This window comes from Paraliomyxa miuraensis, from assembly GCF_026337845.1.
Lineage (GTDB): Bacteria > Myxococcota_A > Polyangia > Nannocystales > Nannocystaceae > Paraliomyxa > Paraliomyxa miuraensis.
On sequence record NZ_JAOVZF010000154.1, the window covers coordinates 95,701 to 109,770 of the forward strand.

Below are 14,070 nucleotides of genomic sequence, written 5' to 3' on the forward strand. Positions count from 1 at the left end.
CTCACGGCGGGTGCTCGTCGAGCCAGGCGCGAGCCTGCGCGGCGAACTCCTGCTGCTCGGGAAACTTCACATAGATCGCCCTCGCCCGCTCGAGCTGCTCGCGCGCCGCCGCCCGCTGCCCGAGCGCCTCGAGGGCCACGCCCAGCTCGAAGGCCGACCCGGCCACGTCGGGATGCTCCGGGCCGTGAATGCGCTCGCGAATCGCCAGTGCCCGCCGATGCAGCGCCACGGCTTCCTCGAGCCCCTCCGCGCTCGCCTCGCCCTGACCGAGGAGCAGGCCCAGGTTGTCGGCGGCCACGGCCACCGCCTCGTGGTCGGGCCCGAGCGCCGCCTCGCGGATCGCCAGCGCCCGCCGCTGCAGCGGCACCGCCTCGGACACCCGCCCCTGCTCCCCACGAAGATTGGCCAGGTTGCCCACCAGGGTCGCCACGTCGGGGTGCATGGGCCCGAGCGCCCGCTCGCCTTGCCCGAGCGCCCGCTCGAGCAGATCCGCCGCGTCGTCGAGCCGCCCCTGTTCGAAGCGCACCCGCCCCAGCGAGGCCAGCACGGCCACCTCGCTCGCTCGATCCCCCACCCGCGCGTAGATCGCCCCGGCCCGCTCGAGGTTCACGACCGCATCGTCGAGTGCGCCCGCCTGCGCCAGCAAGCGCCCGATGTTGCCCACCGTCGTCGCCACGCTCGGGTGCTCGCCACCGAGCGCCTCCTCCTCGATCGCCAGCGCCTCGTGCAGGGCGGCGAGCGCCCGCTCGGGCTCGCCGAGCGACTCGAGCGTCACCGCCTGCACGCCCAGCGCAAACGCGACCGAGGTGTGCCGGGGCCCCCGCAGGCGTCGCAGGATCGTCAGCGCCTCCTCGGTGTGCTCGAGCGCCGCCGTCTGCTCGCCCTGCTCTCGCAGCACCATGCTCAGGTGCAGCCGAGCCACCGCCAGCGCCGAGGCCTCGCGCTGCCGCTGGGCCAGCGCGATCGCGATGGTGCCCCACTGGCGACCGAGCGGCAGCTGCCCCCGCTGGGCCCCGACCACGAACACCAGCAGGCTCGCGGAATCGGTGGCCACCTCGTCGTGCCCGTGCGCGAGCGCCAGCTCGAACGCTCGCACCAGCGCCTGCTCGGCCGGCTCGTGCTGCCCCTGCGCCTGCAGCACCGCCCCCTGCCGGTACTCGAGCTCGGCCCGCAGCGGCGCGTAGCCCAGCCCCTGCGCCTCGCGACGCAGCGGCCCGAGCATGCGCAGGGCCTCGTCGTAGCGGCCCACGGTCTCGAGCGCGCGCGCCCGAGCCAGCCGCTCGCGCAGCGCCTCCACCTCGATCGCCACGCTGGAATCGTCGGGAGGCGGAACCCCGGCCCGCAGCGCCTCCACGTCCTCGCAGCGCGCGAGCGAAGGCAGAGTCGACACCACGGTCCCCGCCCGCGCGATCGCATCCGCGTCGACCTGGATCAGCACGTCCACCGCCTCGCGCAGCGCGAGCTTGCGCCCGGCCAGGCACGCCATCCGCAGCGACATCACCTCCTCGGTCTGCTCGCTGCGCACGCGAGTGGCCTCGCAGGCCTCCTCGTGCATGCCAGCCCACCCCTGCGCATAGGCATCGAGCCCTTCGACGGCGTGGGTCGCCGTCGTGGCCGCGTAGGGGACCGCGGTGCCCTCGAGCGCGGCTCGCAGCGCCTCGCGGCGCCCGGGATCCCACACCCCATGCAGCTCGGTCGCCGCTCCGCCGCAGCGCAGCCGAGCCTGCTGCCACAGACCTCCGCCCACCGCCAGCAGCCCCACGCCCACCACCACCGCGGCCACCCGGCGACGCCGAGGACCAACCACCCGCTGCAGCTCGGCGAGCAGCGCGTCCATCGAGGGCCACCGCGCCGCGGGGTCGCGGGCCAGCCCGCGGCGCAGCGCCCGACGCAGCGCTCGCGGCAGACGGCGCTGCTGCGGACTGGTGCGAATCTCCTCACGCGCCAGCGCCCGGGTCAGCTCTTCCGTCGTACGGCCTGCGAACGGGCGCTCGCCGTGGATCGCCTCGTGGAGCGCCACACAGAACGCAAACTGATCACTGTGGGCATCGGCCGGCGCGCCCCTGAATTGCACGAGCGCGGTGTAGGCCGGCGTGCCCATGAACGACCCCGTGCGCGTGAGCGCATCCACGGCCACTACGCGTCCCTCGAATTCGCTGTCGACGGTGGCCGGCTCCTGCGAGCGCGCCAGCCCGAAGTCGAGCACGCGCACACGCTCATCGTCGCCCAGGATGCAGTTGTGGGGCTTGAAGTCCCGGTGCACCAGCCCCTCGGCGTGCGCAGCCGCCAGCCCACGCCCTGCCTGCAGGTACACGCGCACGCACTCGCGCCAGCCCGGGCGCTCGCGCTGCCACGCGTCGAGCGGCCGACCCCGCACCAGCTCCATGGCGATGAACGTGCGCCCGTCGACGCGGCCGATCTCGTACACCTGCACCACGTTGGGATGCGACAGTCGGGCCAGCGCTCGCGCCTCTCTCTCCATGCGCAGGCGCGCTTCTTCGTTCACCGCCCCACGCAGCACCTTGATCGCCACCGGGCGATCGAGGTCGGGATCGCGGGCCTCGTACACCGTACCCATGCCGCCCGCCCCCAGGCGCTGCACGATCACGTAGCGGCCCACCGTCTCGCCCGCCGCGAGCTCGTCGCTCGCCGTGGCTGGCCCGACGTCGGCGATCGTGTCCTGTCCGAGCTCGTCGTGGAGCACCCCGAGCGACCCACCGTGCGTGACCACGGTGGTCACCCCGAGCGCGACCACCGTACGGTCGCGCGGCGCTGGCGTACGGTCGCGCGGCGCTGAGGCATCGACGGACATTCCGAGCCACAAGCGTAACGCCGGGCCATTGCCCATTGGTGCGCGCGACGAAATTCGACCGAGCGGGGCCCGAACGAGCGGGCCTCAGCACCCCGCGTTGGCCTGCCCCGGCGTGCCCAGATCGCCCAGGCCGTAGGCGCTGGTGGCCGCGCACCAGCTGGCGGGCGCATCGTTGGCGGTGGCGTCGAGCGAGGCGCTCGACAGCTGCATCGCCACGCCCTCGGCAAACGGCCACGTGTCGATGTAGGCGACCTCGTCGATCACGGCGCCCCCACACTCGAGGCGCACCTCGTCGCCGGTGTTGGCCAGCGTGAACGACGTGCCGAACGCATAGGCCACACCGGCCACGCCGCCGTTGAGCGCCGCATCGGCGACCTTGGCGAACACCACCACCCCGCCCGGCGGCACCACCACCGGCACGCCCGAGTTCACCACGTCCTCGTCGCTCGCGTCGTCGTAGAGCACGCAGCCCTCGAGGTCGACCGGATCGGTCCCCACGTTGACCAGCTCGATCCACTCGCCATCGTCGTCGGTCACGGCCACCGGGTTGGGCATCAGCTCGGTGATCACCACCTGGCCCGGCAGCGGCGGTCCGGGCGGCACGCACTGCCCACCCTCGCACACCGAGGTCTGGGGATCGCACGCCGGATTGCAATCGTCCGAGGCGGTATCGGTCGCGGTGGAGGCATCGTCGCTGCCGCTGTCGGCGGAGTCGCTGCCACCCGAGTCGGCCGAACCGCTGGCATCGGTGCCGTCGGTTCCGGCGGTCGCGGTGTCCGTGGCGTCGGCGGTCGCGGTGTCCGTGGCGTCGGCGGTCGCGGAGCTCGCCGAGGTCCCCGACATGCCCACGGTGGCAAAGGGATCGTCGTCGGCGACGACCGCGGTGCAGGCGGTGCAGCAGAGCACCCAGCCCAGGGCGTGCATACGGATTCGCTCGGCGTTCGATGAGATCACGGCGTCGTCTCCCTCCTCGGTCCCCAAGGCCCTCGGAGTCTTCCAGGGACGGATCGGCGGCGTCGAGGTTGCGCCCGCATGACGCGACGACGCGATCGGGTGGACTATGCTGCATGACATGCCGAGCCGAGGCCGATGTGTGCTTGCCCTCGGGGCGGTGATCCTCACGGCGAGCTGTCGGCTCGGATCGGCGCCGTCGGTGGCGGCTCCGAGCGCACCGCTCGATCCGGCGCCCGTGGCGAGCGCCGCGACGCGCGACGATCCTCCGGCCGCTCCCTCCTCGAGCCCGCCCTCCCCTGCCCTCCTCGAGCACGGGATTCCGGCGATGAGCTACCGGGCTCGGCCCGCCCGCACCGCCAGCGGAGCGCCGCAGATCCCCTACGAGGCGCTGCGGCTGGGGCTCTACGATCCCCGGGCCCGCCGCTTCGTGCCGCTCACCGATCCCGTGCCATCGGCGCTCGGCGGCCTCCTCGACCCCGAGCGCGCACGCGCGTTCGTGCTCGCCGGCGACCTCGTGATGGGAGAGATCTGGCTGGTGCAGGCGCGGCGGCTCGACGTGGCGCTCTTCGATCTCACCCGGGCCGTGGATGCGAAGGGGCACGCGGTGCTGCACGCCGACGACGTGGATGTGCGCGACCCCAAGACCAATCGAAACCGAGTGGCGGTGGAGGCCAGCCTCGAGCGCGACGACGCGGTGCGCGTGACCCTGCATCAGCTCGGCTACGACCCCAAGGGCACGCTCGTCCTGCGGATCACCAGCGAGGGCGTCACCACGACCGCCGATCCGCTCGCGACCGACTCGGCCAGCGTCATCGTGAGTGCCAGCGGGGTGTTCGTGGAGCGCCCCCCTCCCGCCGGGCTGGTGCTCGAGCGCGATCGCCTGATCGTCCGCGACCCCGACCAGCCCGAGCGAACGTTCGCGCTGCCCCGCGGTCACGACGAGGGGCACCACCAAGTGGTACGCACCGACGACGGACGCTTCATCATGGTCTTCACCCAGCAGGCCGGGTGCCGCGAGGTGGCGTTTGCACGCTACGTGCTCGACCGCATCGACGTTCGCGAGGGCACCGTCACCCGTCTGTCCGCCGCGCCCGTGCACGCCGGCGTCGAGCTCGGGCCCGATGGCTCGGTGTACCTCGACGACGGCGAGCGCGTGCTCCGGTTCCCCCCAACGAGCGCCAAGCCGATCGACGACGTGCTCGAGGGCGTGCGGTTCGTGATGCCCGACTTCGATCGCGACTGCAGCATATGACGCGAGGGCCGTGATCCGCTCGGCCGCCGCGGGGCACAAGGTGGGAGACCGACTCGCGCCCTCGTGGCCCCCATGCCTCGGACCGTGGCCATGGGGCGTGAGAGCGCCGTGCAGATGATGCGTCAGCTGCCCGGCGCCCACCTCATCGACCACGCCAAGGAAAGACGAAGACATGCGTGTCTCTACTACTCTCGGATTCGCTACGGCGCCGGCCATGGCCTCGGCACTGGCCAACGCTGCGCTCCTCCTGCTCACCCCCTCGACGGCCTCGGCCACGCCCCTGCCCGGCTGGGGCATCGACGGCAACCCCAACGTCGACGAACAGTGGTGTCACGGCACCAATCGATCGCTCCACGTGGGGGATTTCGACGGCGATGGGGCCGCGGACCTGCTATGTCACAATCGCTCCACCGGCCGCAAGCGCATCGACTTTGCCAACCAGCGCCCCGGCTCGCCCGCCACCGAGATCGACTTCCTGGGCTTTTGGGGAACCGACTGGGACCACACCGACGGCTGGTGCACCGCATCCGGCGAGACCTTGCTGGTGGGTGACTACAACGGCGACGGAAGGGACGACCTGCTCTGCCACGTGAAGGGCGGCTTCGCCAACCCCGGGCGCAAGCGCATCGACTTCGCCGACGGCTTCGGCAAATTCTGGGGCACCAACTTCGACTCGCAGGACCATCCGACCGCGGCCCAGACCTGGTGCACCCACGCGGGCGAGAAGATCCTCGTGGGCGACTTCAACGGCGACGGCAAGGACGACCTGCTGTGCTTCGTGCAGGGCGGCTACGCCGACGAAGGGCGCAAGCGCATCGACTTCGCCAACCCCTCGGGCACGTTCTTCGGGACCGAGTTCAACACCGAGGACCACCCGACCGCAGACCAGACCTGGTGCACCGATGACGGGGAGTTGCTTCACGTCGGGGACTTCGACGGAGATGGCAGGGACGACCTGCTCTGCCACGTGAAAGGCCCCTACGCCCATAGCGGTCGTCGCCGGGTGGATCTCGCCAACAACGAGGGTACCTTCTTCGGCGCGAACTGGAGTTCCACGTACGACGGCCAGGCCGTCGCGAGCTGGTGCGGGAGCCCGAGCGGGCAAGTCAAGGTCGGCGACGTCGATGCGGATGGCAGGGACGACTTGATGTGCATGATGTGGGACTACGGCGGCATCAACGTCGATCACGCATCCGCGTCGGGTGCCTTCCACGGCACCGACGGAGACATGCACGCCGAGTACTGGTGTGAGACCTACCAGCAGTTCTACTCGGGTGACTTCGACGGAGACGGCGACGCCGACGCTCTGTGCCACGACACCTTGTATGGTGACCGGAGCGTCCGCTACGCCAACGACGCCGGCGACTTCTTCAGCGTCTGCTCCGACGGGAGCTTCCAGGGGGACGGCACCCTCGGCGTCATCCCCATCCACTTCGTGGTCGCCACCAACCCCAACGATCCCAACATCTCGCCTGCGCGAGACCGGCTCCCGACCTCGACCTCGTCCCACATCAACCCGCTGGTCCCCGGCATCATCAGCCAGACCGCCGATCCGTCCGAGTACTTCAGGGTCGAGGTCGACGTGATGAACGAGCGCACCTACGACCAGGCCCTCGATCCCGTGTGCGACGGTGGCGACTGCATGCTCTACGAGTACGAGAGCCATGTATTCTACGACGAGATCGCCAACACCAGCTGCGACAAGGTGCGCGAGTACGCAAACCCCACGAGCATCTGGTACACCGCCCACTGCGACGACGATGCCGTGACCCTGGGTCTGGATCCGGCCGGCTGCTTCCCCAACTCGTGCGGCAAGACGACCTTCAACGACGCGATGGCGTGCGAATTCAGGGAGTGCGACGATCCGAGGATCAACAAGCCCGGCACGGTGACCATCGTGATCGCGGACCTGTGCGACTGGGACATGATGGCCAACGACGTCACGAGGGCGTCCTGCGACGCGATGAAGGGCTCCTTTGCCTCGCGCTCCACGAACTCGTGGGGTGAGGACGGCTTCGACGCGGTCTTCGACTACTGGCGGATGATGCGGGGTCCCAACACCCTCGACATCCAGCAGGCACAGGGTGTCGAGCAGCACGAGCTCGGACACATCTTCGGGCTCGATCACCATGACAAGTGCATCGAGCCGGACAACCCGATGCACCGAAACTACGGAGCATGCGGCACCTTCGATCCGAGCACCTATCGCCTCGGCGGGTACAGCACCTGGACGCAGATCGCCGAGGACGCGACGGACACGTCGAAGTGGTACGGATGGGTGAATCAGATCGACACGATGATCGACACCGCCCGGGACTACGAGGCGACCTCGTGCAACTGAGGAACCGAGGGCGACGGGCCGCCGTACCGTGAGGCCGGCGACGGTCCGGCCTCGGCGAGCGATGGCGTCACCGCGGGAGCGGTGACGCCTTCGCGGTGGCCGGTTCAATATCCGAACGTGGGACCCCAGTCGAAATTGGGAGAGTCACAGTCGTTGGTGTAGATCTTGCTATGCTGGTTGACGCGTTGGGCGATCAGATGAGCGCAGGGCTCGGCAAACCTCCTGGTGCGGGTGTCGCCAGCGTCCGGCTGATTGCTTTCGAAGTCCTTCTCGTCTTCATAGAGGTCATAGGTCGGATTGTCCGGGTTCTCGGTGTACATGGCGGACCACTTGTGGATATTCGAGCCTCCGTCCAGGATTCTGGCGTCCTCATGCTCGCAGGAGAACCCGTGGCCGAACTCGTGGGCGGAGGTCAGGGACATGTTCCCCGTCGTTCCCGACTTGACGACCGAAGCTTGATGACAATTGAGGGTGACCCCCTCGGCGCTCCACAGAATTTCGTTCACATTGAGCACGACTTGCATGAAGTCGAGCGGATAGTCGATATTGTGACCATCCGGGAGTTGGGCAGCATGAGCGAGATCGAGCCTCGCCGCACCGAAGTAGTCACTGAACACTTCATCATCGCCGAGACTGGAGCCCAGACCTGCATAGGGATACTCGTGCGTATGCCCCGGACCAAAGATGCCGCAGTCGGCGCCACCATTGTCTCTGCACTGCGTCGCACTCGCCTCATTACCGAGGATCCAGCACTTGGCCGCCGAGAATCGCATTGGCGTCTGCTGCCGATCCAGCAGCACATCGTACGCCGTCGAGTACCCCGAGTCGCCCTCCTCTCCGTCATCGACCTCTCCTGGGCGTGCGAGGTAGATCGTCTCGGTCTTCGCCCCAAGCTCGTAGAGCAAGGGGATCCAGTTCGCCTTGTGCTTCGTGCACCAGCTGACGTCGCCGAACAACCCGAAGTGCTTGCCAACCTCCGTGACATGGGTGTGGGGCGGGTAGTTCTTGCCCGGCGTGGCGGGATCGCAGCCCGAGGTGTGCTCGCACATTTCGTCGAAGGATTGATCGTTGGGGTTCGACTTTCCATCGATGACGCCATCCCCGTCGTTGTCGATGCCATCGGCACATTGGGCCGGATGATCGGGCTCGAGAAAGTCACACGGATGCCAGCCCGGGGTAGTGTCGGGCACCATGATCGGCGTGACGCAGATGTCGCTGGGATTGCCAGGCGGCCATTGCGTGGCCTGCGGCGCGGGGCTCCATGACACGAGGTACACATCGCTCGGCCCCGCGGTGGACCCCGGCACATCCTCGATGTACCAGTCCGGATCGGGATTGCTCACCACCACCGCGTCCGCGCTCTGTCCGTTGGCCCCCGTGCGATCGGCCACCCCCTGGATGTCGAACTGCCCGAGCTCCTGCACGGTGACCGCCGTCGCCACGATCCCGTGGAGATCCGTGCCCGTCGCGAGCGTGGTGACCTTCGAGCCGTAGGTGTTGAACGTCGGCCGAAAGCCCTGGATCACGGGCCCCCCCGAGGTGGGATCGACCTGCGAGCCGTCCATGCTCACGAACTTGCGAGTGTCGTCGGTGGCCCGCAGATCGAGCTGCAGCTGCATCGTCGTCGCATCGGTCATCGGCAGCGTCACCATCGTGGAGGACTCTGCCTCCGCAAACGCCTCGTCGAGCCCTCCGAGCGTCACCAGGAACGTCCCCGGCTGCCAGCCATTGGTCTCGAGCTCCAGCTCGGTGGCACGCCGGTAGTAGCGGTTGCCGAGCGGGTCGAACGACCACGACGTCGGATCGGCGAGCCCGAGGAACTCCGGCAGCACCTTCGCGGTCTCGAACGCACACGTGCGCCCCGTATAGCCCGGCTCGCACGCGCAGCTCACCATCCCCTGATCCTCCTCGCAGGTGCCATGATCGCCGCAGGCGCCCGCATCGCAGCACTCGGCCTTCCCGATGTCCCGCGGTACGCGTTCGAACACGTCGATCGAGGCGAGCTGTGCTCCCGCTGCGATCAGCTCCCCCTCCGTGAAGGGCGAGCGAATCGTGTCGGTGCCTGGCCCTCCGGTCAGGCTCTCCCCCGCCGCGACCTCGCACAGGGCGTTGATCACGATGAGGTCGTTGCCGTAGCCCGCGGTCACCGTGTCCATGCCCGGGCCCGGCCAGATCTCGTCGTTGCCTCCGGACGCTTGGATGGTGTCGTTGCCGTCGTGCCCGAAGAACGACTCCGAGCCCGGTGAGCCGTAGGCGACGTCGTCGCCAGGACCGCCGAGCACGGTCCCTCCCACGGCCAGGTACAGCTCGTCGTCGCCCTCGAGCCCCAAAAGGCACTCCGAGGACGACGCCGCTTGCAGCGTGTCGTCCGCCGACGTGCCCGTCACGGCGATCGTACCGGAGGGGCAGCACGCGGCTCCCCAGCAGCTCGAGCGCAGCTCGGGCGACTCGGCGTCGTCGTCGTCATCGGATGCGACTGCACAAGCGATGCCGAGGGTGAGGGTGGACAGGGTGAGCGCAAAGCGGGTCGGGTGCGCGAACATGGAAACCTCCGTCGATAGCGTGATGTGCACAGGGACCAGTCCCTTGCTGAAGGCCATGTGCCCGGATCGCCCCGTGCGGATCGCCAGGTCCGACGATTCCTGCGATCACCCGCGGAGCGCTCGGGCCGAGCCCGTGCCAGCGGCGGCGACTCACGACTCGTGACGCCTCGTGCGCACAATGCGCGACCATCGCGAAATCGCGCTCGCTCGATGGATCCCACCACGAGCACCCATGTCACGCGAAGACACCAGCCCGCCAGGCACGGGCCCGTGGGAGGCGTCGCTTCGCGACGGCATCCGCTGGGCGGGCTCGATGCAGCCATCCTATCCTCGCGCCCGTGGACGACGAGGCGCTACTGCGAGCATGGGCCGACGGCAATGACGGTGCAGGCGAGAAGCTCTACCGTCGCCACTTCGACGCGCTCTATCGGTTCTTCCGCACCAAGGCCCCGGAGAGCTGCGAGGATCTGATCCAGACCACGATGCTGGAGTGCGTGCGCAGCAAGTCCAATTTCCGGGGCGACGCGACGTTTCGGGCCTTCCTGTTCGGAGTGGCGCGGCACTGCCTGTGGCACTACCTGCGCTCGCAGTCCCGTGATCGGCTCGAGTTCGATGCCTCCCGCAGCTCGGTCGCCGCCTGCGACCCTCGCCCCAGCACCATCGCCGCCCGCAACGCGGAGCACCAGCGCCTGTTCGAGGCCATGCGACACATCCCGGTCGAGCTGCAGGTCGTGCTCGAGCTGCACTACTGGGAAGACATGACGACCCACGAGCTGGCAGTGGCGCTCGACCTCCCCCAGGGCACGGTCAAGAGCCGAATGCGGCGAGCTCGTGAGGCGCTTCGCGAGATCCTCGAGTCGCCCGAGTTCCTGACCTCCACCCCCGTGCCGAGCGAGGACGAGCTGGCCACTCGGGTACGGGGGCTCCGCACCGTCCTGGATGCGTGCTGAGGGCAGCAAGCGACGAACAGGATGGTGGAGTCGTGACCTCTTCGCGTTCGCCCGTCGACGCCGATCCGACGACCAAGCCCGACTCGCCGGGGTCGCGTGACGAACGCAGCGACTCGACGTCGGCGCAGAGCCTGGAGCGCCGCATCGTGTTCGAGACGGTGGGAAAGCGGCTGTTCGGTCGAAGCACGGGCCTCGTCTCCCTGGGCCGGTTCGTGGTGCTGGGCACGATCGGGCGCGGCGGCATGGGCACGGTCTACAAGGCCTACGACGAGTCCCTCGACCGCTCGATCGCGATCAAGGTCCTGCATACGGAGACCAGCGAGGAGCACGCCCTTCGCTTGCAGCGCGAGGCGCAGGCCCTGGCCAAGCTGTCGCATCCCAACGTCGTGCACGTCTACGAGGTGGGGATGGTCGACGGCAGGCGCTTCATCGCGATGGAGCTGGTCGTGGGCCGGACGCTGCGGCAGTGGCACGAAGGCGAGCACGACTGGCGAGCCCGCGTTCGCAAGTACATCGACGTGGGAGCCGGACTCGCGGCCGCCCATGCGGCGGGACTGGTGCATCGCGACTTCAAGCCGGACAACTGCATCGTGGATGATCGGGGGTGTCCAAAGGTGCTGGACTTCGGGCTCGTGCGCGATGTCGGCAGCGCCGCCGAGTCCGGCCCATCGTCGAGCGCTCGCTCCGACGGCGATGCGTTCGACACGGCGCTCACGAGCACGGGCACCGTGATGGGGACGCGCGGGTACATGCCACCCGAGCAGCTCGAGGGCCTCGGGACCGATCAGCGCAGCGACCAGTTCGCGTTTTGCGTGTCGCTCCACGAGGCGCTCTACGGAGCGCGCCCCTTCGCGGGGACCACACGTGCCGCGCTGCTGCACTCGATGTCCACGGGGAACGTCCAGCCGGCGCCCAAGGGCAGCGGAGTTCCCGAGGCGGTCCGACGGATCCTCCTGCGAGGACTGGCGGCCGACCCCGAGCAGCGCTGGTCGTCGATGGACGAGCTGCTGGCTGCGCTGCGCCGGCAGGTGGCCCCACGCACGTGGAGAGCGCTCGCCACCGGGCTCGCGCTCGGGCTGACCGCCACCGGCATCGGCCTGGCTTCGTACGCGCAGGTGGGCTTTCGTTGCGAGGGCGCCGATGCCCACCTGCGCGGGGTGTGGGACGATGCGCGACGCCAGGAGGTCGAGCGAGCGCTCCTGCACACCCGTGTGTCCTACGCAGCCGACACCTGGGAGCGCGTGGAGCAGCGCCTGGACGACTACGCGGCCCGGTGGGCCGACAAGCACACCGAGGTCTGCGAAGCGACCTCCGTGCGGCAGGAGCAGTCGGCGGCGACGATGGACTTGCGGATGGAGTGCCTCGCTCGGCGTCGCATCGCGCTGGCGCAGTCGGTGGAGCTCCTCGTCGAGATCGATGCCGAAGGGGTGGAAACGGCGACCGAGCTGCTGGTCGGGCTGCCTCGGCTGGAGCGGTGCGACGAAGTGGAGGCGCTGCGCGCCGAGCTGGCCCCTCCCGAGGACCAGCAGCTCGATGCCCGGGTTCGAGCCGAGCGCGAGCGCCTGCAGCAGGCCGCCACCTCGCTGCGGGCCGGCCAGTACGAGCGCGCGTGGACCACCGCCAATGACGTCGTGGACCGGGCGACGGCGCTGGAGTACACGCCGCTGATGGTCGAGGCCCTGTTCCAGCGCGGACGGGCTCGCGACGAGCGAGGCGAGTATGCCGAGGCCGCATCGGACCTCGAGCGATCGCATCTGCTCGCGGCCCAGGTTGGATACCACTCGTTGCAGGCCGAGACCGCCGCTTGGCTGGTGCGGGTGGTGGGCTACCGGCTCGCGCGCCACGACGAGGGTCGATGGTGGGGCAAGACCGCGCTGGCACTGGCCCGGGGTCCCTACGCCGAGCCGGCCGTCGAGGGGTACTCGCTGGTCAACGAGGGCTCCGTGCTGCGCGAGCAAGGGGAGCCACGGCAGGCGCTGGAACGGTTCCGCGAGGCGCTCGGTGTGTTCGAGCGCACGCTCGGGACCGACCACCCCAGCACCGCGAGCGCAGAGCACGACATCGCGGCGGTGCTCCGGACACAGGGGGAGCTCGATCAGGCCCTCGAGCACCAGCAGCGCGCGCTGGCCATCCTCGAGCGGGTGCTGGGCCCGGGTCACCCCAAGGTGGCCATGGCCGTCAACGGGGTCGGTCTCGTGCTCAAGCAGCAGGGCAAGCACGACGAGGCGCTCGTGGTCCTCGAGCGTGCGCTGGCAATCCAGGAGTCCGCGCTGGGGCCCGAGCACCCCGACATCGCCGCGACCCTCGCCAACATCGGCAACCTGCACATGCAGACCGACCGTCGCCCCGAGGCGCTGCGCAGCTACGAGCGAGCCCTGGCCATCAAGGAGAAGGCGCTGGGGGCCCAACACCCGGAGTTCGCCACGCTGCTGTCCAACATGGGCAAGATGCTGGCCCAGCGAGGGGAGCACCAAGCCGCGCAGTCCTACTTGCAACGCGCGCTGGCCATTCGCGAGCGAGCTCTGGGTCCCGCGCATGCCGACACCGTCACCACCCTCCTCGACCTCGGGGTGGTGACGTCGATGTTTGGCGACCACGCAGCGGCGCTCCCCCACGTGGCGCGAGCGCTGGAGCTCCAGGAGCAAGGCGAGGGTTTTGGCCCGCTCGACCTCGCGCTGACCCACAACAACCTCGGCGCGATCCTGGACTCGCTGGGCCGTATCGAGGAATCTCGGGCCCACTCGTTGGAGGCGCTGGCGCTCCGAGAGCAAGCGCTGGGCCCCGACCACGTCGAGCTCGTCAGGCCCCTGCTGGGGCTGGCCAGGCTCGACATCGGCGCGGGCCGCTTCGCCGACGCCCAGAAGCGGGCAGAGCACGCGCTCGCGATCGCAAAGTCGCAGCCCGTCGCCCCCGAGCACGTGGCCTGGGCTCGCTTCATCCTCGCGCAGGCCCTGTGGAGCGAGCCCAGGCAGCGTGAGCGCGCGGCCACGATGGCCAAGGACGCATACGTCGCCGCCGAGGGCAAGGTCGTAGAGACGTCGCTGGCCGAGATGCGACGCTGGCTGGAAGCACGGGACCTGCTGTAGCCGCATGCCACGGCGCACCCTCGACGAGCGCTCGTCGACTCGGCGGCAAGACGCGCAACGTACGCATCTGTAGGAACGACCACGGGCAACACGGGCCCTTCGCTCACTCCGGCACGGAGGACCCGTGCGACC

At 69.5% G+C, this 14,070-nt stretch carries 7 protein-coding genes; 4 read left to right on the top strand and 3 right to left on the bottom strand.

Annotated elements, in window-relative coordinates; translation table 11 throughout:
- Nucleotide 1: 1 nt before the first annotated feature.
- Nucleotides 2-2,812 carry a serine/threonine-protein kinase gene (locus OEB96_RS22640; protein WP_266218716.1) on the bottom strand — a complete coding sequence of 937 codons (2,811 nt, stop codon included), beginning with the start codon at nucleotides 2,810-2,812 and terminating at the stop codon, nucleotides 2-4.
- A gap of 84 nt (nucleotides 2,813-2,896) precedes the next feature.
- Entirely contained in the window at nucleotides 2,897-3,766 is an 870-nt protein-coding gene (locus OEB96_RS22645; RefSeq protein WP_266218718.1) for a lamin tail domain-containing protein, read from the bottom strand.
- 118 nt (nucleotides 3,767-3,884) lie between these two features.
- Here OEB96_RS22645 and OEB96_RS22650 point away from each other — a divergent pair, with 118 nt between their 5' ends.
- Entirely contained in the window at nucleotides 3,885-5,018 is a 1,134-nt protein-coding gene (locus OEB96_RS22650) for a hypothetical protein (RefSeq protein WP_266218719.1), read from the top strand.
- 214 nt (nucleotides 5,019-5,232) lie between these two features.
- Nucleotides 5,233-7,359, top strand: a complete 2,127-nt coding sequence (locus tag OEB96_RS22655; protein WP_266218721.1) for an FG-GAP repeat domain-containing protein — start codon at nucleotides 5,233-5,235, stop codon at nucleotides 7,357-7,359.
- A 104-nt stretch (nucleotides 7,360-7,463) separates the two neighbouring features.
- On the opposite strand, the gene OEB96_RS22660 is transcribed toward OEB96_RS22655, so the two are convergent.
- The gene (locus tag OEB96_RS22660) at nucleotides 7,464-9,902 is read right to left on the bottom strand and encodes a hypothetical protein (RefSeq protein WP_266218723.1); all 2,439 of its coding nucleotides are present in this window, start codon (nucleotides 9,900-9,902) and stop codon (nucleotides 7,464-7,466) included.
- Between the two features lie 338 nt (nucleotides 9,903-10,240).
- Here OEB96_RS22660 and OEB96_RS22665 point away from each other — a divergent pair, with 338 nt between their 5' ends.
- Together OEB96_RS22665 and OEB96_RS22670 are read left to right on the top strand one after the other, a co-directional pair.
- Nucleotides 10,241-10,852: an RNA polymerase sigma factor gene (locus OEB96_RS22665; protein WP_266218725.1), complete on the top strand. Its 612-nt coding sequence runs from the start codon at nucleotides 10,241-10,243 to the stop codon at nucleotides 10,850-10,852.
- A gap of 32 nt (nucleotides 10,853-10,884) precedes the next feature.
- Nucleotides 10,885-13,938 carry a serine/threonine-protein kinase gene (locus OEB96_RS22670; protein WP_266218727.1) on the top strand — a complete coding sequence of 1,018 codons (3,054 nt, stop codon included), beginning with the start codon at nucleotides 10,885-10,887 and terminating at the stop codon, nucleotides 13,936-13,938.
- The last annotated feature ends 132 nt before the right edge of the window (nucleotides 13,939-14,070 follow it).

Coding starts and splice junctions, on each gene's coding strand:
- OEB96_RS22640 (WP_266218716.1), bottom strand. CDS start 2,812: ATGTCCGTCGATGCCTCAGCGCCGCGCGACCGTACGCCAGCGCCGCGC.
- OEB96_RS22650 (WP_266218719.1), top strand. CDS start 3,885: ATGCCGAGCCGAGGCCGATGTGTGCTTGCCCTCGGGGCGGTGATCCTC.
- OEB96_RS22655 (WP_266218721.1), top strand. CDS start 5,233: ATGGCCTCGGCACTGGCCAACGCTGCGCTCCTCCTGCTCACCCCCTCG.
- OEB96_RS22660 (WP_266218723.1), bottom strand. CDS start 9,902: ATGTTCGCGCACCCGACCCGCTTTGCGCTCACCCTGTCCACCCTCACC.